The sequence below is a fragment of the Coleofasciculus sp. B1-GNL1-01 genome (assembly GCF_040220235.1).
Taxonomy (GTDB): domain Bacteria; phylum Cyanobacteriota; class Cyanobacteriia; order Cyanobacteriales; family Coleofasciculaceae; genus Coleofasciculus.
Genome location: NZ_JAVJTO010000077.1, coordinates 37,839 through 59,540, shown reverse-complemented (window position 1 = coordinate 59,540; position 21,702 = coordinate 37,839). Strand labels below are relative to the sequence as shown.

Below are 21,702 nucleotides of genomic sequence, written 5' to 3'. Positions count from 1 at the left end.
AACGACGAGGTTTCTATCATGACTCAAACATCACCCAATACAAACTCCACAAATAATAACGGTGCTATCTCCAATCTGACATCCAATGATAATGGTTCAGTACTCAATGATTATCCCCTTTCTGATAACAGTCTCTCAACTCAAACCCCAAAGGCTTTCAAACAACTAGAATTTGATGGGGAAGGATACAAGGCAAAGACTCAAACCATTCCCAAATCACAGTCATCAACCTCTTGGTGGCAACGGCTGAATCTGCGAAATAAAGCCACAGCATTAGCAATCATTATTGGTACGCTTCCTGTACTGGTAACCGGAATCACTGCCTACTATTTTGCTGACCGAGCAATTGCTCAAGAAATTGGCAACGCGAAAATCGCCCGTGCTGAAGGTATTGAAGATAAGGTGGTTCGTTTCATGCGGGAACGGTACGGGGATATTCAGATTCTGGCGAGTCTGCAAATTCTCACTGATCCGGAGCTGGTTGATTCAACAACTCTGGCTCAAAAACAAGCCACTCTCGACAACTACGTCGATTTCTACAAAATCTATGACAGCATTGCTGTGTTTGATCTCCAGGGCAATGTAATTGTACAGTCTCAGGGAGATCCTCTACCGAATCACAGCGATCGCGAATACATTCAAGCTGCCCTCAAACTGGATGGACCCTATATCGATAACCCCACAATCTCTGAATCCAGTGGCAAATTTGTGATTCACACGGCTGCACCCGTAAAAGATGCCACCGGGAAAACCATTGGCGTGATCCGATCTCGTATGCCTGTAGAAGCCCTCGATGACCTGATTTCCAACTTCGGGTTTGGCGGTGACGAATACTATTTACTTGACTTATCTGAGGGCGGTGCTGAAATTTTCGTATCGAACCAGCCAGATGTGCAGGGTAAGAGTGCCTCAGACGTGTTTGTGAATTTTGAGCAATTGAAAACCGCAGGGAAATCAGGAAGTACAGTGACAACAGATACGGTTCAAAGTGCTCAAGAGTTGTTAGCCTACGCTCCTGAACAACAATTGGAAGGGGTGCAAGACCTACCCTGGACGGCGATGGTTGCCACACCCACCAAGATTGCGTTTGAACCGCAGCGACGGTTACTTCTTGCCCTAGCCAGTGGTACAGCACTCACCGCTTTACTCGTATCAGCGGTAGCCGCCGCCATTGCCAACCGTGCCACTCGTCCGATTGTGAGTGCAGCCGATGCGGTCACCAAAATTGGTCAGGGAAACTTGGATACTCGTCTAGACGTGGCTGGGGAAGACGAAATGGCTGTCTTGGGTGAAAACATCAACGACATGGCTCAACAGATTGGAACCCTGGTGCAGGAACAAACCTTGGCAGCAGAAAAGGCAAACTTGCTGGCAGAGATTACCAGTGTCCGTTCCTTTGACGCCCAAGCGATTCAAGATATTTTCGACATTGCCGTGATCAATGCTCGCAAAATCTATAAAGCTGACCGGGTGATTGTCTATCGCCTTAACCCCGATGGTAGTGGTGAGGTTGCGGCTGAATCCGTTACTGGGGGTCAGTTTCATGCGTTCAATAGCAATATCAAATATCCCCCCTTGTCACCAAAACAGCTAGCGACTCACAGTGATGACGGGATTTTGGCAATTACGAATGTTGCCACCGCCGGGTTAGCACCTGAACAGTTGAAGTTTATGGAACATCTGGAAGTTAAGTCTACCCTGGATGTTTTACTGATGTCGCAAGGTCAACCCTTTGCCTTACTTAGCGTTCACCACTGCCAAAAGTCCCACGAATGGCAACCTGGGGACATTGATTTTCTCCAACGCTTAGCCGATCAGATGCGATTGTCCCTTGACCGACTCACCCTACTTGACCAAACCCGAAACCTGGCGGAAGAACAGCGGCTACTGAAAGAAGGGTTGCAACAGCGAGCTTTAGAACTGCTGAAGGAGGTAGACCCGATTAGTAAAGGTGACCTAACCATTCGCGCACGAGTCACCGAAGATGAAATCGGTACAGTGGCAGACTCTTATAATGCCACAGTTGCTAACCTGCGGAAAATTGTTACTCAGGTGCAAGCAGCGGCGGGTCAAGTGGCGGATACCACGAGCAGTAATGAAGTGGCGGTACAATCCCTAGCCGAAGAAGCGCTGCACCAAGCCGAAGAAATTTCCGTCGCCCTTGACCGCGCCCAGGAAATGGCTCAGTCGGTGCGAATGGTTGCCGCAAACGCCGAACAAGCGTTAACGGCGGTGCAAGAAGCGGGTCAGATGGTACAAGAAGGAGACCAGGCGATGAACCGTACTGTAGACGGGATTCTCGCCATTCGCGAAACGGTAGCAGAAACGGCGAAAAAAGTCAAACACTTGGGTGAATCGTCACAAAAGATTTCCACGGTTGTTAACCTGATTAGCACCTTTGCCGCCCAAACCAACTTGCTGGCGCTCAACGCCTCCATTGAGGCAGCCCGCGCCGGGGAAGAAGGACGAGGGTTTGCGGTGGTTGCTGACGAAGTGCGATCGCTGGCTCAACAGTCTGCTGATGCGACTAGCGAAATTGAAAAGCTGGTGGCGGCAATTCAAGCCGAAACCAACGAGGTGGTAACCGCAATGGAAGCTGGGACAGAACAGGTGGTTATGGGTACAAAACTCGTGGATGAAACTCGTGCTTCTCTGAACAAGATTACCTCTGTATCCAACAAGATTAGTGACCTGGTTGAAGCGATTACCGAAGCCACATTAATTCAGACACGAGCCTCTGAATCGGTGACGGAAACAATGACAAAAGTGGCAAATATTGCGGCTCAAACATCCACAGGAGCTAGTGACGTATCGTACTCATTTGAACAACTCCGACAAGTGGCGCAAGCGTTACAGGCAGAAGTGGGTCAGTTTAAATTGAATTAGTCATTCGTCATTCGTCATTCGTCATTCGTCATTCGTCATTCGTCATTTGTCATTTGTCATTTGTTGATTGGAACTAGGGTGATCACCAATTGATTTTAGGTAGGCATTGAGTTTTGGGGCGAGTTCATCAATGATTGATTTAAGTGTATCTACTTGTTCATCAGTTAATAGATGGCGAATGTACGCTTGTCTTAGCCAGTGTTGAGTTTCATTCAAAGAGCCTCTAGCGATCCGAATAAATCGCCGATTGTCTTGAAAACTTCCTCGCCCTACTCCCTCTGCTATGTTGGCACCAATGCTATCCGCTGAACGAACAATCTGTTTACCTACGGTATCTCTAGTAAAACCATTCCAGTCGTTCACAATTGTCCAGATTTCATTAGCTAATCGTTCTGCCAACTGGTAAACCTGTAAATCTTGGAATCTCTTACTGGACATCTTTACACCCTCGCTAATAAAACTATGCTCTAAGCTGTCACGCATTTAAATTGGGAATGGGTAGCGAGCAAGATGCTCAATGTAGCGAGCAAGATGCTCGCACTACTACGGCAAGGATTTCGCAATTCTTGACATTATGGTTTAAATGCCGAACAGCTTAGCTAAGGATAGCAGTTTCCACTCAATCAAGAAACTGTGACCAAGCACAAAGGACGAATGACCAAAGACTAATGACCAAGGACTAATGACCAAGGACAAAGGACGAAAATATGGCAATTAATCCCGATATTCGTGACCAAGCCTATCAGTTTTTTATTGCCGAGGCACCAGAACTTTTACAGACCTTAGAAACAGGGTTATTAAATCTCAGAGATGAGCGCAGCACTGCCAAAGTTCACGAATTAATGCGAGCGGCTCACTCGTTAAAAGGGGGCGCAGCCAGTGTTGAATTAGAGGCGATCGCGACTCTAGCTCACCGCTTGGAAAATATCTTTAAGGCACTGTATAGTGATACCGTTGATATTGACATTGAGCTAGAAAATAAACTGCTACAAGCTTATGACTGTCTGAGTGTGCCGCTGAAATCGCAAATTACCACCGGTTCCTTTGATGCGGATGCGGCTATATCCACGGGGACTCCCATTTTTGACCAAATTGAGGCACGATTGGGAGATGCTCTGACTCAGGCAGATAGTTATATGCCCAGTTCCGCTGAATTGGGGATCAATATGGCGGTGTCGATTTTTGAAGTCGATGTCGCTGAAGGGTTGGAACGTCTTGCTACCGTGGTAGCGAATCCTCAGGCTTATGAAGTGGCGGGAGAATTACGCGCCCAAATTGAAGTGTTTGCCGGATTTGCTGAGTTCTTAAACTTGCCCGGATTTGGCGCGATCGCCCAAACGGCACAACAGGCGCTGGAGGTTCACCCTGACAGGGCTATAGAGGTTACGCAATTAGCTCTAGCTGATTTTGAACTCAGCCGTCAAGCGGTTCTCTCTGGTGAACCAACAACGGGAGGAAATCCGTCTGAGGCTTTAGTTTCCCTGGCTGAGTCTCCCACCCCAGCAACGGTTAACCCTGAGCGAAGTCGAAGGGTTTCTCAGGAGTGGGAAACGAGTGATTGGCAATGGGGATTGCCATTAACTGAGGTTTCGATAGACGAGGAAGAGTCCGCAGGACAACCAATTGAAGCCTATACAGAGGAAGATGCGATCGCGGCGTCACCAGAAACGCTTCCTTTACTCGCCGATTTGTTTTCTCAAGAGACTGAACCGTATAACCTGCCAGCCACAGCAGAATCACCCTCATCCATTCCCTCGTTAGACGATATTTTTGGTACGTCTGAAGGTGAGGAGATTTTAGAGACACAAGAGGTTAACGAGGAGAGTTCTATATTCGCCCAAACGGAGGAATACCTCCAGGTTACTCCCGAAACCGTCACCGACATCGAAGCGGATGTCGTACCTGAACCCTCTGCATTAGTTCCGACTGAACCGATCAACCTGGATGTTGCGATTCAATCGATTGAGCAAGTTTTTGATCAACTTCCCGCCCTGGAAGAGGCGTCGCAATTAACTCTGTTTCAAGGGAATTCGTTGGTTTCCAATCCATTGGATCAGCGTAATCTCACGGCGTCTTTAACTGATCAGCTAACCAGCAACAATCCCGTTGCATCGACTCCTCCTCGTTCACCCGCCCCTACGCCGACTCTATCCGTGCGGGTGGATTTAGATCGACTGGAACGAATGAATAACTTGGTGGGGGAATTAGCAATTAACCGCAATGGGTTATCCCTCCAGAATCAGCAATTACAGGGTTCTGTGCGAGCCTTGCTGGATCGATTTGGGCGATTTGGGCAGATTGTGAATAAATTGCAAAATTTATCGGATAAGATGCTGGTTGCACCAGAACGGTACAGCTATGGGATGATGGCGGGTGCGGAGGCTCGTCAAATTTCCCCAAGCGGTAATGGGCGATCGCTGGGATTTCAAAACTCGGATCGCGCTCCAGATGGAACGCTGAAAACATTAGCGGATTTTGACTCCTTGGAAATGGATAGCTACGGCGCTCTCTATTCCCAAATCCAAGGGATTCTGGAAGAGATGGTGCAGCTTGAAGAAGCGGTTGATGATATCGCCCTATTTGCCAAGAAATCCGATCAAACCACGGAACAGCAGCGTCAAATGCTCAACCACTTGCGGGATGAGCTGATGTGGGCGCGGATGTTACCGATTGGGGAAGTCTTGAATCGGTTTCCCCGGATATTACGAGAACTGTCTAACACGTATCACAAACGGGTGAATTTGAAACTAACCGGAACAGGGGTTTTGGTGGATAAAGCGGTGTTAGAAAAACTCTATGATCCGTTACTCCATTTACTCCGAAATGCCTTTGACCATGGAATTGAGTCTGCTGAGATTCGGCATCAACGGGGAAAACCGGAATCGGGACAAATGGAGATTCGCGCGTATCACAAGGGAAGTCAAACAATTATTGAAGTCCGGGATGATGGTCAAGGGTTAAATGCCGAGCGAATTGGGCGTCGGGCGGTCGAGGTGGGATTAGTCTCCCGTGACCAATTAGCGACAATCTCAGAGGCGCGTTTGTGGGGATTTATCTTTGAGCCAGGATTTTCCACCGCCCAGCAAGTCAGCGAGTTATCGGGACGAGGGGTGGGGTTAGATGTGGTGCGGACTCAGTTGCGATCGCTCAAAGGTAAAATTTCGGTAACCTCGACACCAGGAGGCGGGACGACGTTTACATTACGTCTACCGTTAACCCTTACCATCGCCAAATTATTGGTCTGTTTCATCGGGACAACCGTGTTAGCGTTACCCTCGGACAGTATTGAAGAAATTATCATTCCCAAAGCCAACCAAGTGAAAAAATCCGGGGCGCAACGGTTTCTCCATTGGCGGGGAGAATTAGTCCCGACGTATCGATTAGGGGAGCTGTTGGAGTATCAGCGCCCCTTACCGGAAAGCCTTACCAGTCAAGCCTTAAGTTCAGTTGCTGCACCAGAGACATGGCAATTACCCCTGTTGGTACTGCGTCAGGATCAGCAGATATTTGCTCTGGAAGTGGAGCGTCTGGTTACAGAACAAGAATTGGTGATTAAACCTTTTGGGGCGGCGATTTCTCCCCCTAGTTATACCTACGGCTGTACGATTTTGGGGGATGGGAGTGTGATTCCGGTGATTGATGGGATTGCGCTGTTGGAATTTGCCCATGGAGCAATGACGCCAACGGCGACGCCTGTACCGAAAGCGGCTTCAGACGAAACGGCGATGGGTTCAGGGGATACAACTACTCTTAACAAAATGATGCAAGTACCGACAATTTTGATTGTCGATGATGCGGTGGCGTTGCGACAAACCCTAGCGCTAACCCTGGAACGGGCAGGTTTTCGGGTGTTACAAGCGCGGGATGGTCGAGAGGCGATCGAGCAATTGCAGCAAAGTGCATCGGTGCAGTTAGTGGTTTGTGATATTGAGATGCCGAATATGAATGGGTTTGAGTTTCTCAGTCAACGGCGTCAAGATCCGCAATTGTCCAGCGTTCCCGTTGCCATGTTAACCTCTCGCAGCAGTCAAAAACATCGCTGGTTAGCGATGCAGTTGGGGGCGAGTGGGTATTTCACGAAGCCTTATTTGGAACAAGAGTTTGTGGGGTCGTTGAAGGATATTATCCGCGAAAATAGTCTTGTTAGTTATTAGTCATTAGTCCTTTGTCATTTGTCCTTTGTCATTAGGTGAAAAAATGTAGGGTAGCCCCGACGCGCATTTGTGTCATCTTAAGCTTAAAACTCTGCAATACCTTGATCGGTTCCCTCCCGTCCCCCTTATCGATCCGCCTCCCGTCCCCCCTTTAGATCCCCCTTCCGTCCCCCTTTTAGATCCCCCTCCCGTCCCCCTTCAAAAGGGGGAAGCCAGCGGATGCTTCGCTTCTGTTGCACGGGGGAGACCAGATGTTGCTTCGCTTTTTGTTCTATGGGGGAGAATTCAAAGCCTCTCCAAATAAAAAAATATATTCCGCTTCCCTCTCCTTGTAGGAGAGGGCTAGGGAGAGGTTCGGAGAGAGGTTTTCCAGATCCCGTGAAAAGTAAGAACACCATTGACCGACCTGCGCCCTCTCCACCAACTGTAATTTTTGTTGTCTAAAGGAAGATTTTTGTTATGAACAATAATGTCATGAATACTCAATCCCAAGAAAATCAATCCGTACTTTCAGAAAAAACGACACGAGAAACGAAACAAGTATTAAAGTTAATTCTTTTTACCTTGGGAAACTTGCATCTAGCATTACCAATTGAATCCGTCTACAAAATCTTGAATCGCGCCCCTGTTCATGGGAGTGGGATGAATCAGGTGGGAGTCACCCACTCTGGTGAAGAAGAAATTACGGTCATCGATTTATATCAGCGCTTTTTCAAAGAGAGTTTACCGGAAGCTGCTAATGGGGGAGGATATCTAGTAACGATGCAAAATAAAACGGGTGAACTCTATGGCATTCCTGTCGCTGACGCGCCTATTTTAATAGATGTACCACTTTCAGCAATTCGGCTTTTACCAGAATCTTATCGTCGTTCTGATACGGTGAATATTGCCCGTCATGTGGCAGTGATTCCTCAAGATTCTGGAGCAAAAACTATCTTTTTGTTGGACGTTGATTTGCTTTTGCCAACCTGAGATATAGCGCTACGCGCTAGGCAATAGGCAATAGGCAATAGGCAACACTTCGACTTCGCTCAGGGTCAAGCGATTTAAATTTTTCTGGATATGTCCTAACCTTAGTGCGTAGTGCTATAAATGGGTTATTCCGTAGTTGGCGTGCTAAATTGTTAGGTTTAACGCTCATGAAAACCCATAAAATATGATTTAATTTTTATGAGCAATTACATAATAGCGCCAGGGTGCGGGATACCCTTCTATCGTTACAGATAAATCATCAGGATTCAGAAATTCGCGTAAACTATTGATATTTGCCCAAGGTGTGCGGCGTTGTTCCTGCACGGACAAAGGTTCAGCAAAGAAACAGTGAATCTGAGTAAAACCAGCCCGTACTAGCCAATTCTCTAAACAAGATTGAGTGGGCAAAAACCAAATACCGCGTGCTTGAGCATAGCGCTTACGAGGAGTTAAAGCCACAGGAAGTTCGCCCGGAATTCCCTGGCAATCAATAAGAATTTCTCCCTTCGGTGCTAGAGCTTGCCGTAATTTACCCAATAAATTAATCGGATCTCGATGATGGTAAAGAATCCCTAGACAAAAAATTGTATCAAAGAAATTGGGATAAAAATCAATATGCTCAACCCCCAATAACTCAAACGTCAGCATCGGTTGCTGAACAATGTTTTGGATAAGCTGGAAGTTCCAGAAATGCTTAGGAACTGGCTCAAACCCAATCACACACTCCGGTTCCTGATCCGCCATGCGAAACATAAAATAGCCATTGTGACAGCCAATATCTGCCACCCGGCGATTGTTCAGAGATTGAATATGGGGCAAAATTCGCGCCCATTTCCAGTCTGAACGCCATTCTGCATCAATGGAAATCCCAAATAGTTCAAATAGTCCTTTTTTCCAGGGGCAAAAGGCTTGCAACGACTGATAAAATCGCTGCTGTTGTGCGGCTGTGAGTTCCTCAGGACGACCCACTTTTACTACAACATCAGAGAAGTCATACCAATCACTGTGGATATCCTGAACCGCCTGCACTGCTTCCCGGTACTGACTCATTTGGGGAGTAAATAATTTAGATTGTCGCTCTTGGCGTACTGATAAAATTGCCTCTCTTGCTAACGTTTCGGGGTAGCGATCTAGATAATCAGGGGGTATATAACCGATATCAGGATTTGTCATTTTTTATTTAGGTAAAGAACTACGTAGTAAGGATTCAGGTCGGCCCTTGTGGGTGAAATGGCTGCCTTGATGATTAGGGGTGGAGCCAGAGTCTTACCCAATACAGCCCAAAGAGTGTTAGCTCTCGTTGACGGGAGGCTCCACCCCGACTTTCGGCTCACTACCCGCCCTAAGGGTGGAGTGATCAAAATCAGTGAATCAAAGCACCCAAAAATGTGCTGTAATTAAGTCAACAGTTGTGCTGCTGCCATGAAACCAGAAAGAGAAATAGATTTAGAGCGTCTGCCACAATTGCCCAGCTCAGAACTGGTGAAGATAGTCGTGCAGCAGCAACTAGTAATAGAGCAGTTAAAGCAAGAAGTCGTTCGCCTCAAAGCCAGCCTTCAAAAAGACAGTACAACCTCCTCAAAGCCCCCCTCAACTGACCTGCTCAAAAAACCGGAAAAACCGAAAAGCGATGCCAAAGACAAGTCCCAACCCAAAAGGAAACCAGGAGGGCAACCGGGTCATCAGGGAAAGACCCGTAAAGGCTTTAAACGAGTAGACCGATATGAAATCCTTAAGCCTCAAAAATGTATTGATTGTGGCAGTGTAGAATTTATCGAAACCCCAGTAGCTATACAGAGGCAACAAGTAGCCCAATTGGTAGAGCGTCCAATAGAGGTAGTAGAATACCAGCGACACAGTTGTACTTGTGCCAGGTGTGGTCAAACCCAAACGGCTTGCTGGCCAGAAGATATTGTACCAGGTCTTGACTTGAGTGTGAGACTACAAGCCTTTTTGGTGTGGTTAGGAAATTATGGTCATCTTTCATATGAAAAGCAGCAAGAACTGCTCAAGGAACTGGGTGGAGTGGAGATTGGAGTTGGAACTCTGGTGGCGACCAACGCGAGAATGGCGGATGCTATCAAGAACAGCGTTGAACAATTACGGGAATGGGTCAAGAAACAACCCGCCGTACATGTAGATGAATCCCCCTGGCCCGTACTTGGACTTAAAGAATGGCTGTGGGTAACAACGGGTCAGTCGTTCTGCGTGTTTCATCCGGGTGACACTCGCTCACGGGCCGAATTAGTAACTCAGCTAGGAGAAAGCTTTGAAGGTGTACTCAGCACGGATGATTACAGCGTTTATAACGGCTACAGCGCTCAAGCTCAGCAAAAATGTCTAGCCCATCTGTTGCGTCACTTTAAACAAGTTGTCAAGTTGAATCACGGTAACAACCCGGCTTTGGGAGAAGCATTCATTGAGTTGATTGAAGAAGCTTTTGCCCAACACAAAAAATGGCGACAAACAAAAGATGATAGTGCCTATCGCACTTGGGCGGCTGGGTTTAAGCTACGAGTAGAGCTAAGTATACAGCAGTGGATAAGACAGGCGGGCTATGAGGCGGGGAAATTGCTACGTTCTCTGCGAGACAAAGCACAGCAATGGTGGTATTTTCTTGAGCATCCTCAGATCCCACCGGACAATAACCTGGCTGAACGTTCTTTACGTTTAGCCGTGACCAAGCGTAAAGTCAGTGGCGGGTCACGTTCGATGGCACGATTTCAACAAACGGCTGACTTACTCACCGTCATACAGACTTGTAGACGACAGGGACGCTCGGTTCTTACGTTTTTCCAACAAGCCTTAAGGGCTGAGGTCGAGTTAGTTCAATCGACTTGTTCCCTTTTACCCGAACCAATTCCTTGAATGACTTACATAGTCAATTACAGGTTGATGAATTACTTGGCTCTACTGCCAAGGTCAATCCTTTTGTCGCGATGTGAGGAGTGGGAAAAGTAGCCTGGGCGCACTCGCCGATATGACTTGAGTCCCTTTCAAAGTTATTTGATCACGGCGAGCGCCCCCAGGCTGATTAACAAGCTAAACACCGACCTGAATCCTTACGGACATTCTTACATTTCCCTTTTGCCTGTTATCAGGTCATTACTAGGATTAACTGATGTCCTAACGTGTCTGCGTAGTGCTATACTTCCAACAGAATTGGATTAATAATTGCTTCAGAGCGGGCTTTTTTATTGCCAACCGCGATCGCCCAGGGAATAAGTATTCGGACAAAAGAAAACGGCACTCTATGAAGTTTTGTAATCAATGTAGAACTTTCTTTTTTCTCCCCCTCACCCCCTCACCCCCTCACCCTCTCACCCCCTCACCCTCTCACCCCCTCACCCTCTCACCCCCTCACCCTCTCACCCCATCTACTCTATCTCTACATCCTTTCAGCCTCTTGACGCAATGCCCCAATAATCTGAGTATTAGCCTTGGGAAACGGAAACTGGTCAATTTCCTCTAGGGTTACCCAACGGATTTCATCACATTCCAGGGCTTGAGGCACACCTGAGAGATGACGACAGTGATGGACAATCAACGTCACGCGAAAATGGCTATAGGCATGATCAACCGTGATTACGCGATCGCCTACTTCAATCTCAATTCCCAATTCTTCCCGAATTTCCCGCTTAATACAGTCTGCCACGGTTTCATCCGGTTCAATTTTGCCGCCAGGAAACTCCCATAATCCACCCAGTAACCCTTGAGCAGGGCGGCGGTCAATTAAAATTTGTCCTTGGTCATTCCAAATTACAGCAACACCAATGATTTTGTGAGGTAAGGGGGTAGAGGCTTCACGCATGGGTAACTTAGATGCAACACCTAGATTGTACGCCTGACAGTGACTCTGCCAAGGACAATGGCAACAATCGGGGTGTTTAGGAGTACAGATAGTCGCCCCTAAATCCATTAACGCCTGATTAAACGTGCCAGGATGTTCTGGATCAAGCAACGTTTCCGAAAGTTGCCAAAGCTGTTTTGTTGCTTTAGCAGGTGGTATCGATAAAGCTACCAATCGTGCCAGAATTCGCTTCACATTCCCATCCAGAATTGGCACAGGTTGATTAAAAGCGGCGCTGAGAATTCCGCCAGCAGTGGTTCGACCAATTCCTGGTAATGCTAAAACATCACTCAGTTGATCTGGAAAAATTCCCCCGTAGTCCTGGATTATTTTTTGAGCGGCTTTGTGGAGATTTCTGGCTCTACTGTAATATCCTAATCCCTGCCAAACCAGAAGCACCTGTTGTAAATCTGCTGTCGCTAGCGCTTCAATAGTGGGAAATTCAGCCAACCAACGGTGATAATAAGGGATAACCGTTTTCACCTGGGTTTGCTGCAACATAATTTCCGAAATCCAGATTGGATATGGATCGGTGCTACCTCGCCAAGGCAAGTCTCGACAGGCGTTGGCATACCAGGTTAAGAGAGTTTGTCGCTGGTTTTCTACAGATGAAATCGGCAGCCTAGCGAATGAGTCTGCCGATTTTCGATTTCGTCCCAATTATCCTATGTCCTGTAGATGACTTTCTTTTCTTCTGCCTTCTTACTCTAGTGCAAGAAGGCAGAAATAGCTGAACAGCTAATATCTCCCCCAGCTTCCCCAGCTTCCCCAGCTTCATCGTATCTACGAAGCTGCTCAAGTATTTTTATGCCCGCTGCACTAGCCAGCATCTGCGCCGGAGGAATCGGTCTTTTGCAACGATTTCTCAAATGTCATGCGTTGTTCTGCTTTGCGTAGGAAATAACCACTGACCATTGCTGAGGCTAACAAATGTCCTAGATTCTCGCGGCTAGTATTAATAGTGACATCAAAATGGTCTGAAGGAATATTACCCAACAATCCCATCACATTACGTTCAATGACCTGAAACACATCAGCCGAGGTGGGTTTGGATAAATGGGAAACGGTTTCTGGACTCAACGATTGTACGTACTCCCACAAAAGATTATTGTCTCCATTGCCTTCAAAAAATTCTGGGACACGATCAGATTGGTTGTTCACCGTTTACCTCCGAGCAATAGCTCTATATCTTCCATCTAACTTAACAAGGGATAATTGATAATCAGGTAGGCGGAACCGAACCCATAATATCAGGTTGTCTCATAAGACCAACTAACTGACTGCAATATATTCACGCATGTCGGCTTGGCGCTTGCGAAGCTTAGACAGCGCTTCCCGTTCAATTTGGCGGACTCGTTCCCGGCTGATTTTGAGTTGATCGCCAATCTTGGCAAGTGTCATGGGTTGACCATCGACTAGACCAAAGCGTAGCATTAGCACTTCACGTTGCTGCTCGGTTAAATCCGCCATTAACTTCTCCAGATCGATTTGCATGGCTGAATAGGTAGCAAAATCTTCTGGCGAAGGTCCGCTATCTTCGAGCAGTTCTCCTAATTCCGTATCTTGATTATCGCCGACCCGCAGATCTAACGATAGAGGTTGACGTGCTTTCTCCAGGTACTCCCGGACTTGCTTGGGTGTCAGGTCTAATTCCGTCGCCAATTCCGATATGGTAGCAGCACGCCCTAGCTTCTGGGAGAGTTGGCGCTGGGCTTTTTTGATTTTGTTCAGCTTTTCTGTGATGTGGATCGGTAAGCGAATCGTTCGTCCTTTTTCCGCGATCGCACGGGTAATCGCTTGACGAATCCACCAGTAGGCGTAGGTAGAGAAACGATACCCTTTGGTCGGGTCAAATTTTTCTACGCCCCGTTGCATGCCAATCGTACCTTCCTGAATCAAGTCCAGCAAGTCTACATTACGCTTGATATATTTCTTGGCGACGGAAACCACCAGACGTAAATTGGCTTCTACCATTTTGCGCTTAGCGACTTGACCCGCCCTGATGCACGATTGTAACTCGGCTTCCGATAGGGACGAGGCTTTTGCCCACTCACACAGCGTTGGTTCGTAACCCAATTGTTCAAACAGCGACTCTTTGGTTTGCTCTAAGGCATTTAAACGCTGGACTTGTTTTCCGTATAATATCTCTTGCTCGTGGGTCAACAGGGGTACACGACCAATTTCTTGGAGGTAAGTGCGGACAAGGTCTGTAGAGGTCTGAGCAGTTTTCATAGCGATCGCTATATCTATATTATGAGTGGAGTTCAAGCAACTAAGCTCCTTTTCAGGAGGGTTCACCTTAAGCTGGGGTGAACGATTCTCTATGAGAGAAATGTTAAGTTTTATTTCAATAGGGGAAAATGGATTGATTAGAAAACTCGAAATGTGTATGACTGGGTGAGTTAAAGCCCCCATCTCTAACCCAGATTTAGAATTGACTATCTATCTGATTTGTTTTTGCCTCTGCTTATTGCATACGTTATATCTAACACTAGCTAACACTTCGTTAAATATTGTAACATATCTTAATCAAAAGCCGTCCATATAGAGCAGGGGGAGCAGGGGGAGCAGGGGGAGCAGGGGAAGTTGGGAGTTAACTCAAAACTATACCTTACCCGGTTCCCTGTTCTCTGTTCCCTGACATAAGACAAATGACGAAGGACATAAACGAATGACTCAAACCCTCTGGATTGCCCGACACGGAAATCGCCTCGACTTTGTTAACCCTGACTGGTTTAACACAGCAGAACGTCCTTATGATCCCCCGTTATCGGACGATGGCGTTGGTCAAGCGCGGGAGTTAGGTGAACGGTTAAAGGGGGAGACGATTAAGCATATTTTCGCCTCACCGTTTTTGCGAACGGTACAAACAGCGAACCAAGTTGCTCAGATTTTGGACTTACCCATTAAGATGGAGGCGGGTTTGAGTGAATGGCTGAATCCGGAATGGATGAGAACAGAGCCAGAACGACTGTCTGTTGAGGAATTACAACAGCGTTTTCCCTGTATTGATTCGGGGTATACCTCCCGCGTCATCCCTCAGTATCCAGAAACAAATGAGAAAGTGCTAGAACGCACCGCTCAAACAGCTCGCCTGCTGACCACAGAATTCGGAGACGATATCTTATTAGTAGGTCATGGTGCTTCAGTCGTCGGTGCGACCTGGGGATTAATTCCGGGTCAACCCGAAGTGAACGCCGCTTTATGCTGTTTAGTTAAACTCATGCGTCATGAGGAAAAATGGGTGATGGAACTCAACGGGGATACTTCCCACCTCAGTCAAACTGAAGACGTGATTCGATTTCATTAAAGTATAAGATTCTATGACATTAATACTGGCAGGAGATATCGGCGGGACTAAAACGATTTTGCGACTGGTGGAGGATTCAGACTCGGAATCGTTATCGGTTCTCCATGAAGCCCGTTATCCTAGCCGGGATTTCCCAGATTTAGTACCGATCGTCCAAACGTTTCTATCAGAAGCCGGACAGAAGCTTCAGCAGAAACTGACCATTGAAAAAGCCTGTTTTGCGATCGCAGGTCCTGTGGTTAACGATACCTCTAACTTGACCAATTTGGCGTGGGTGTTGGACGCTAGACGCTTAGAGGAAGAACTCGCGATCGCGAAAATCACTTTGCTCAATGATTTTGCGGCGGTTGGCTACGGGATTCTCGGTTTAGAGGCGGATGATTTATGTACGCTGCAACAGGTTACACCCCAATCTGATGCGCCAATTGCGGTACTCGGTGCGGGTACAGGGTTAGGACAAGGATTTCTGATTCAGAACCAGGACAGGTATCAGGTTTTCGCGTCCGAAGGCGGACATGCGGATTTTGCCCCCCGCACTGAACTGGAGTTCCAACTTTTACAATATTTACGCGAGAAGTACGATATTCAGCGCATTTCCGCTGAACGAGTCGTTTCCGGTCAAGGAATTGTCGCCGTTTACCAGTTTTTGCGCGATCGGCAATTTGCCCACGAATCTCCAGATATTGCCCAAGTCGTTAGAACCTGGGAACGGGAAATGGGACGCAGTGAAAAAAGCGTTGATCCGGCGGCGGAGATTTCTAAAGCAGCGTTGCAAAAGAGCGACCATCTCAGTGAACAGACCTTGAAAATGTTTGTGGAAGCTTACGGTGCAGAAGCGGGGAATCTAGCACTCAAACTCTTACCCTACGGTGGGCTATATATTGCTGGCGGGATTGCGGCTAAGATTTTGCCCTTGATGCAGGATGGTAGTTTCTTGCGAACCTTTACGGAAAAAGGTCGGGTCAGTCCCCTGCTGGAAAACGTTCCAGTTCATATTGTGATGAATCCCCAGGTTGGGCTAATTGGTGCAGCAATATGCGCCTCTCGATTGTAAGTTACTCAAAACGTTTTCGGTTGGGGAGCATGTCACCTTTTTAGGTTGGGTTCTTGGAACAATAGAGTTAAACTATTGTCAATTCCTTGACTCAGGTTAAAATCTAGGTCTGATCATCAAACAAGCTGTTATTCCAGAAAACAGACGTTTGACGATGAGTGTTTCACCTGAGAAAACAGGATAAATTGTACTTACAGTAGGCTTTAGGATAGCGACAGAAATAATCATGAATCAGCGCGGTGTAACGATATGGTTCACGGGTCTAAGTGGTGCGGGTAAAACCACCATTACCCAAGCATTAGCCAAAACCTTGCAAGAGAAGGAGTGTAAGCTAGAAGTCTTAGACGGCGACATTGTTCGTCAGAATCTCACCAAAGGCTTGGGCTTTAGCAAAGAAGACCGCGACGAAAATATCCGTCGCATTGGTTTTGTGTCTCACCTACTGACCCGCAATGGTGTAATCGTTTTGGTATCGGCTATCTCGCCCTACCGGGCAATTCGAGAAGAGGTACGCCAAAAAGTTGGTGATTTTCTAGAAGTTTATGTTAATGCTCCCCTGGCAACCTGTGAAGAACGAGATGTCAAGGGATTATATAAACGCGCCCGCGCTGGAGAAATTCTTGGGTTTACCGGAATTGATGATCCTTACGAACCACCACTCAACCCCGAAGTGGAATGCCGCACTGATCAGGAAGAGTTATCGGAGAGTGTCACAAAAGTGCTACAAAAATTGGAAGAATTGGGTTATTTACCCAAGCAACTTGCGGTAGAAGGCGCTTAGAGACTCGTACAAGAAGGCAGATGACTGCACTTGTTTAGGTAAGCTGTTCGGCATTTAAACCTTAATATCAATAATGGCGCAATCCTTGTAGTGCGAGCATCTTGCTCGCTACTAATACCCAATTTAAATGCATGACAGCTTATCTGCTTTTATTGAGTCTCTGGTTAATGGGTGAGTTATTTCCACCACGCTGCACGATTAGCGTCCCTTTGTAACCCTAGCCGTCAAAAGCAGTAGAGACGTTCCGGCGGAACGTCTCTAAGAAATTAATAAAAATCCTAATATGAAATTAACGATAACTCGGATTTTTTTAGGTGTTGCTGCCCTGTTCGGCGGTTTATCTGTCGCCGCTGGAGCTTTTGCTTCTCATGGGTTGAGAGAAAAACTAAGTGAACGGGCTTTAGACATTTTTGAAACGGGTAGTCGTTATCAAATTTATCATTCCCTAGCGTTGCTCATTGTGGCATTGCTGCTTTCTCGCGCTGAAACTCCCTCATCTCCCCTCATCGCCGCTGGAATCGCTTTTATTGTGGGCATCGCTATCTTTTCCGGCAGTCTATACGCCCTGAGTTTAAGCGGTATTAAATGGCTGGGTGCTATTACTCCACTGGGGGGAGTCGCCTTGATCCTGGGATGGGGATGTTTAGCGATCGCAGCGTGGAATTTTAAATAATGAACCAGATTTTCAGAATAATCTTGATAGTTAGTCAGCCACCTATAACTCTATCACATTCTGTGTTTATTTGTTATCTTCCATGAACGCAAGCCATCTTGTAAGTTTGCTGAAAAGCCCTATGGTGACAACAACATTCCAACCGCAGGGGATTCGCTGCCCAACTTTTAAAATCAGGGGCTAGTCGAATCATCTTTTGCAAGATTGTATCGTCGATCCACAAAACAAGTGGAAAAGGAAACTGTTTGCGAAACTCTTCACGCACCAGATTAGTTGCACTCAAAACTTGATCAACAGCAACCACCGAATCAAGACCAAAGACAACGACAGCCGGAGGTGGTGGTTCATCCACGGCTGTGCGTATTGCCGTAAACAGAGTATCCACGGAGGGAGGCAGCATCACACCCTGGATAGGAAGTGCAGAGAATTCTTGTAACTGGTTTAATACGGATAGGGGTTGGGGTGAAAACTTGCTGCACACCAAAATCAGGGCAAAATGACCTTGGGACATAATGATTGCTCTGGCAAGCTTTCTCAGGGATTGTTCGTTATTTGCGTTGAAAGCTTGTGCTTCTATATTAGTCATAGGAAGATGCTGACAGTTTTTCCTAATTTGAATGCTTGGATTCTATCTAAGTTTTCCCTCGTAATTATTTGTATTTTTAAATAAAAAATTAATCCAACTTCCTAATTTCTAATAAATCTTAGGGGATGAGTGCGTATGAACCGATATAGGACAACAATGTGTCGGTCTCCCAATTCGTTCCATTGTAATAAAACTTAACATTTTTATCCAGTTCAGATTTTCTGAGCTAGGGCGGACGGTTCTAGTGCAGCATGGCTCTAAATAGCTGACCAGCTAATCTCCCCAGTTCTCCCGCACCTGGAACCCTCCTGCTCCCTCTTGTTTCCCCGTCTTGTCATCCTGAACCTTTCCACTCATTTAACGCCAAGTTTTGTTAACCTAGCCGATGGAGATGAGTTCAGCCGTTTAAGGTTATTTATCCCAAAACCTGCTGGGGCAATCATGAGGAAATGGGGGAGATCGGCTAAGATTCCTGACATAAAGACAGTATTACTCACAAAATACACCTTAAATGTGAAATTTTTGGGTAAGTCTTGGGAGTACCCCAGCCGGAAAATGTTGAAAAACTTTAAATATTATGCCAATTCGCCATGTCATTGACCGACAATACAGAAATGTTTGTAGCCAAAAATACAAAAAGTCTCGGAGCAACGTTCCAAATCAGTCAGAGCCACAAAACTCAAAACGACTCCCCCAGTCTTGATCCGACAGCCAATGGCAATAAGTCGCTTTGGCAACCTTTGCCTAACTCAGCCAGTCATTCCTGATCAGGAAGGTGTGTAGCCCGTCAATAGTGATATCTCTAGATTTGCTCCTTTTATGAAACAGTTGGTCAAAACCTTATTTACAGCCTTTGCCGATGGGCTAGTTGCTTTTAGCCGTGCTTGTGGGCATCAGGCTTGGTTAATGTTTCTGTTTATGTTGGGTTTGTGCTTAGCCTTATGGCTGCCAACCCTAGCTTACGCTCAAACGCGGCTGAGTGATATCCAAGGAAATTGGGCGCAATCGTGCATTGAACAGTTAGCCCAGCAGCAGATTATTCGTGGTTATCCAGATAATCGTTTTCAACCCAATGCCCCTGTAACTAGGGCTGAATTTGCCGCCATGCTAGGTAAAGCCTTTCCGGATGCGCCAGAGATACGCACGGGCGGAAAATTTGCCGATGTGCCAACTCGACACTGGGCAAGTCAAGCGATTCACCAAGCCTATCAAACCGGATTTTTAGCGGGTTATCCGGGTGGACTATTCCAACCCAATCAACCGATCCCCCGTGTGCAAGCCTTAGTCTCTTTAGCCAGTGGGTTGAAGTATGTTCCCCAGCAACCTGCTGTTGAAACCTTGACATCAGCATTTGAAGATGCTAGCACGATTCCCAATTATTCCCAAGGCGCGATCGCAACCGCTGTAGAAAACCAGCTTGTAGTTAATTATCCCAGTGTGCAAACCTTTAACCCGAACCAAAATGCGAGTCGGGCTGAAATTGCCGCTTTTTTGTGCCAAGCGACTCAAACCGCTGAGTTGATCCCCTCCCAGTACATTGCTAAAGTCGAGACTCAAGTTCCTAATTCGGCTCAAGCTGAGTTACGTGGGGTGTGGCTGACGAATATTGATAGCCAAGTCTTATTTTCCACTCAAGGCATTACCAACGCCATTCAACGCCTGGATCAACTCAACTTCAACACCGTCTATCCCACCGTTTGGAATTGGGGCTATACCCTCTACCCTAGTCAAGTGGCTGAACGGGAAATTGGGCGGGCGGTAAGGCTAGTGACTCCGTTAGATGAATCCCTTGATCCCAATCAGGGAACCCAAGGACGAGATATGCTCAAGGAAATCATCCAACAAGCCCATCAAAAGGATATGAGGGTGATTCCCTGGTTTGAATTTGGATTTATGGCACCCGCTGACTCGGAGTTAGCCCAACGTCACCCCGATTGGCTGACGCAAAATCGCCAAGGTGGGAAGATTAAACAAGAAGGAAGTCACGATCGCGTTTGGCTGAATCCCTTTAACCCGGAAGTGCAGCAGTTTATCCAGGATTTAGTGGTTGAGTTAGTCAACAACTATGATGTTGATGGGATTCAATTCGACGATCATTTCGGCTTGCCCTTTGAGTTTGGTTATGATCCCTTGACCGTTAAGCTCTATCAACAAGAGCATCAAGGTCAATCTCCTCCTCGTGATCCCAAAAACCCAGAGTGGGTACGATGGCGGGCGAACAAAATTACCGACTACTTAACCCAACTTTTCCGAGCGATTAAAGCGCAAAAGTCGGATGTGATTATCTCCCTGTCTCCCAATCCTCAAGATTTTTCCTATGAATTCTATCTCGCCGATTGGTATACCTGGGAACGTCGTGGTTTGGTTGAAGAGTTGATCGTCCAGATTTATCGGAATGACTTTGATCGGTTTATTGCAGAACTCGAACAGCCGGAAGTCCAGGCGGCGCGGCGTCATATCCCTGTGGGGATCGGGATTTTAGCCGGATTAAAAAATAAGCCGATTTCGTTATCACAAATTCAAAAGCAAGTCGAAGCTGTGCGTCAGCGAGGATTTGCTGGGGTGTCATTCTTTTTCTACGAAACCCTGTGGGACAACGCGCCCGAATCCTCACCCCAGCGTCAGGCAGCGTTTCAGGCACTCTTTCCCCTACCTGCGCGATCGCCGGAAATTTCAGCGGATTGGGACGTCTCGGATTAGAAAGGGCTTTAAGTAGGTGGGGACAATTAAAGTTAACGGTGGGGATCGTCATTCGTCATACTCGCGATAGCAAGAAGCAAGCTACGTCATTCATCCTTTGTATACGCTGACGATCCCACAATCGTGCTAACCTACTTACTAGAATCAACGTTACTGCTTTCTAATTTAACCACGGAACCAGAAGCATCTGTGCGATAGATCCAGCGGTGTTGCCCCTTGGCAACAGCCACTTGCCATCCAGATACAGGTATCTGCTGACAAGAGGCTTCTGCTTCAGCCAATTCTAGACAATTATCAGACCAGGTATGGGGTTGCACATCAACTAGGTCGAGTTTCGAGGAAGGCACTCGTGTATGCTCGGAGGCATGTTGCAAAACAATATGACCAATTGCCGTAGATAGCTGAGGATTCGCCTGAGGAGACTGATTCGTCATCCCTTTATTCTTGGGTGATAGATGACCCGCACTAAAGGACAAAATCAGAGTAAAGGCAATGGCTTGAAGAATTAGACGGGGTTGGATGGCGTTGTTTTGAAAGGTTGATGTTTCCGAGTTAGTGGGTTTAATCGTTTTCATCACAAATCTTAGATAAGGGGGCTTGAGTTCGGATAGCGTACCAATCGGTAGATCACAGCACCCCAATACCGAGTTAGTCCGGAATCTAGCCGCTTATTCCGGTTGCAGCATTTTAAAATCGATTGCTATAAAATTTTTAACGGGAACAAAGAAATATGTTG

18 protein-coding genes are annotated in these 21,702 nt (G+C 46.8%); 10 read left to right on the top strand and 8 right to left on the bottom strand.

Annotated features, from left to right (window positions below; translation table 11 throughout):
• The first annotated feature begins 18 nt into the window (after positions 1-18).
• Positions 19-2,886 (top strand): methyl-accepting chemotaxis protein, encoded by a 2,868-nt coding sequence (locus RID53_RS19085; RefSeq protein WP_446389586.1) that lies wholly within the window; start codon positions 19-21, stop codon positions 2,884-2,886.
• A 42-nt stretch (positions 2,887-2,928) separates the two neighbouring features.
• Here the strand turns inward: RID53_RS19085 and RID53_RS19080 are convergent, their stop codons facing one another.
• A complete protein-coding gene (locus RID53_RS19080; RefSeq protein WP_446389585.1) occupies positions 2,929-3,324 on the bottom strand; it encodes a four helix bundle protein in 396 nt (131 codons plus the stop codon).
• A 269-nt stretch (positions 3,325-3,593) separates the two neighbouring features.
• On the opposite strand from RID53_RS19080, the gene RID53_RS19075 reads away from it, so the two are divergent.
• Positions 3,594-7,040: a response regulator gene (locus tag RID53_RS19075; protein ID WP_446389584.1), complete on the top strand. Its 3,447-nt coding sequence runs from the start codon at positions 3,594-3,596 to the stop codon at positions 7,038-7,040.
• Positions 7,041-7,499: 459 nt separating this feature from the next.
• The gene (locus tag RID53_RS19070) at positions 7,500-8,012 is read left to right on the top strand and encodes a chemotaxis protein CheW (protein ID WP_446389583.1); all 513 of its coding nucleotides are present in this window, start codon (positions 7,500-7,502) and stop codon (positions 8,010-8,012) included.
• Between the two features lie 189 nt (positions 8,013-8,201).
• Here the strand turns inward: RID53_RS19070 and cmoB are convergent, their stop codons facing one another.
• The gene (gene cmoB, locus RID53_RS19065; RefSeq protein WP_446389582.1) at positions 8,202-9,185 is read right to left on the bottom strand and encodes a tRNA 5-methoxyuridine(34)/uridine 5-oxyacetic acid(34) synthase CmoB; all 984 of its coding nucleotides are present in this window, start codon (positions 9,183-9,185) and stop codon (positions 8,202-8,204) included.
• A gap of 249 nt (positions 9,186-9,434) precedes the next feature.
• Between cmoB and tnpC the strand changes: the two genes are divergently transcribed.
• Complete coding sequence (gene tnpC, locus RID53_RS19060) at positions 9,435-10,880, top strand: IS66 family transposase (RefSeq protein ID WP_446389581.1); 1,446 nt, start codon at positions 9,435-9,437, stop codon at positions 10,878-10,880.
• Between the two features lie 520 nt (positions 10,881-11,400).
• On the opposite strand, the gene mutY is transcribed toward tnpC, so the two are convergent.
• The 4 genes from mutY to RID53_RS19040 all read right to left on the bottom strand — a co-directional run bounded on the left by mutY (position 11,401) and on the right by RID53_RS19040 (position 14,094).
• Positions 11,401-12,522 carry an A/G-specific adenine glycosylase gene (gene mutY / locus RID53_RS19055; RefSeq protein ID WP_446389580.1) on the bottom strand — a complete coding sequence of 374 codons (1,122 nt, stop codon included), beginning with the start codon at positions 12,520-12,522 and terminating at the stop codon, positions 11,401-11,403.
• Positions 12,523-12,569: 47 nt separating this feature from the next.
• Positions 12,570-12,692, bottom strand: coding sequence for a hypothetical protein (locus RID53_RS19050; protein ID WP_446389579.1), 123 nt, complete (start codon positions 12,690-12,692; stop codon positions 12,570-12,572).
• On the bottom strand, positions 12,682-13,023 hold the full coding sequence (locus tag RID53_RS19045) for a DUF760 domain-containing protein (protein ID WP_446389578.1): 342 nt from the start codon (positions 13,021-13,023) through the stop codon (positions 12,682-12,684). The genes RID53_RS19050 and RID53_RS19045 overlap by 11 nt, the downstream gene beginning before the upstream one ends.
• 111 nt (positions 13,024-13,134) lie before the next feature.
• Positions 13,135-14,094 carry an RNA polymerase sigma factor, RpoD/SigA family gene (locus RID53_RS19040; RefSeq protein WP_446389577.1) on the bottom strand — a complete coding sequence of 320 codons (960 nt, stop codon included), beginning with the start codon at positions 14,092-14,094 and terminating at the stop codon, positions 13,135-13,137.
• A 439-nt stretch (positions 14,095-14,533) separates the two neighbouring features.
• Here RID53_RS19040 and RID53_RS19035 point away from each other — a divergent pair, with 439 nt between their 5' ends.
• The 4 genes from RID53_RS19035 to RID53_RS19020 all read left to right on the top strand — a co-directional run bounded on the left by RID53_RS19035 (position 14,534) and on the right by RID53_RS19020 (position 17,680).
• Positions 14,534-15,172, top strand: coding sequence for a histidine phosphatase family protein (locus RID53_RS19035; protein ID WP_446389576.1), 639 nt, complete (start codon positions 14,534-14,536; stop codon positions 15,170-15,172).
• A 13-nt stretch (positions 15,173-15,185) separates the two neighbouring features.
• On the top strand, positions 15,186-16,226 hold the full coding sequence (locus RID53_RS19030; protein ID WP_446389575.1) for a glucokinase: 1,041 nt from the start codon (positions 15,186-15,188) through the stop codon (positions 16,224-16,226).
• Positions 16,227-16,452: 226 nt separating this feature from the next.
• A complete protein-coding gene (gene cysC / locus RID53_RS19025) occupies positions 16,453-17,007 on the top strand; it encodes an adenylyl-sulfate kinase (RefSeq protein ID WP_006101892.1) in 555 nt (184 codons plus the stop codon).
• 295 nt (positions 17,008-17,302) lie between these two features.
• Complete coding sequence (locus tag RID53_RS19020; protein WP_446389608.1) at positions 17,303-17,680, top strand: DUF423 domain-containing protein; 378 nt, start codon at positions 17,303-17,305, stop codon at positions 17,678-17,680.
• Between the two features lie 73 nt (positions 17,681-17,753).
• Here the strand turns inward: RID53_RS19020 and RID53_RS19015 are convergent, their stop codons facing one another.
• Complete coding sequence (locus RID53_RS19015; RefSeq protein ID WP_446389574.1) at positions 17,754-18,266, bottom strand: hypothetical protein; 513 nt, start codon at positions 18,264-18,266, stop codon at positions 17,754-17,756.
• 590 nt (positions 18,267-18,856) lie between these two features.
• On the opposite strand from RID53_RS19015, the gene RID53_RS19010 reads away from it, so the two are divergent.
• Positions 18,857-19,033 carry a hypothetical protein gene (locus RID53_RS19010; RefSeq protein ID WP_446389573.1) on the top strand — a complete coding sequence of 59 codons (177 nt, stop codon included), beginning with the start codon at positions 18,857-18,859 and terminating at the stop codon, positions 19,031-19,033.
• A gap of 52 nt (positions 19,034-19,085) precedes the next feature.
• Complete coding sequence (locus RID53_RS19005) at positions 19,086-20,966, top strand: glycoside hydrolase family 10 protein (RefSeq protein WP_446389572.1); 1,881 nt, start codon at positions 19,086-19,088, stop codon at positions 20,964-20,966.
• 131 nt (positions 20,967-21,097) lie between these two features.
• Here the strand turns inward: RID53_RS19005 and RID53_RS19000 are convergent, their stop codons facing one another.
• Positions 21,098-21,541: a hypothetical protein gene (locus RID53_RS19000; RefSeq protein ID WP_446351767.1), complete on the bottom strand. Its 444-nt coding sequence runs from the start codon at positions 21,539-21,541 to the stop codon at positions 21,098-21,100.
• Between the last annotated feature and the right edge of the window lie 161 nt (positions 21,542-21,702).

What these genes read in the sequence shown, in the direction of transcription:
- RID53_RS19070 (WP_446389583.1), top strand. Translation starts at nt 7,500, where the DNA reads ATGAACAATAATGTCATGAATACTCAATCCCAAGAAAATCAATCCGTA.
- RID53_RS19075 (WP_446389584.1), top strand. Translation starts at nt 3,594, where the DNA reads ATGGCAATTAATCCCGATATTCGTGACCAAGCCTATCAGTTTTTTATT.
- RID53_RS19010 (WP_446389573.1), top strand. Translation starts at nt 18,857, where the DNA reads ATGTCATTGACCGACAATACAGAAATGTTTGTAGCCAAAAATACAAAA.
- RID53_RS19080 (WP_446389585.1), bottom strand. Translation starts at nt 3,324, where the DNA reads ATGTCCAGTAAGAGATTCCAAGATTTACAGGTTTACCAGTTGGCAGAA.
- cmoB (WP_446389582.1), bottom strand. Translation starts at nt 9,185, where the DNA reads ATGACAAATCCTGATATCGGTTATATACCCCCTGATTATCTAGATCGC.
- RID53_RS19015 (WP_446389574.1), bottom strand. Translation starts at nt 18,266, where the DNA reads ATGACTAATATAGAAGCACAAGCTTTCAACGCAAATAACGAACAATCC.
- RID53_RS19000 (WP_446351767.1), bottom strand. Translation starts at nt 21,541, where the DNA reads ATGAAAACGATTAAACCCACTAACTCGGAAACATCAACCTTTCAAAAC.
- RID53_RS19085 (WP_446389586.1), top strand. Translation starts at nt 19, where the DNA reads ATGACTCAAACATCACCCAATACAAACTCCACAAATAATAACGGTGCT.
- RID53_RS19030 (WP_446389575.1), top strand. Translation starts at nt 15,186, where the DNA reads ATGACATTAATACTGGCAGGAGATATCGGCGGGACTAAAACGATTTTG.
- RID53_RS19040 (WP_446389577.1), bottom strand. Translation starts at nt 14,094, where the DNA reads ATGAAAACTGCTCAGACCTCTACAGACCTTGTCCGCACTTACCTCCAA.
- cysC (WP_006101892.1), top strand. Translation starts at nt 16,453, where the DNA reads ATGAATCAGCGCGGTGTAACGATATGGTTCACGGGTCTAAGTGGTGCG.
- RID53_RS19005 (WP_446389572.1), top strand. Translation starts at nt 19,086, where the DNA reads ATGAAACAGTTGGTCAAAACCTTATTTACAGCCTTTGCCGATGGGCTA.
- RID53_RS19035 (WP_446389576.1), top strand. Translation starts at nt 14,534, where the DNA reads ATGACTCAAACCCTCTGGATTGCCCGACACGGAAATCGCCTCGACTTT.
- RID53_RS19050 (WP_446389579.1), bottom strand. Translation starts at nt 12,692, where the DNA reads ATGCTGGCTAGTGCAGCGGGCATAAAAATACTTGAGCAGCTTCGTAGA.
- tnpC (WP_446389581.1), top strand. Translation starts at nt 9,435, where the DNA reads ATGAAACCAGAAAGAGAAATAGATTTAGAGCGTCTGCCACAATTGCCC.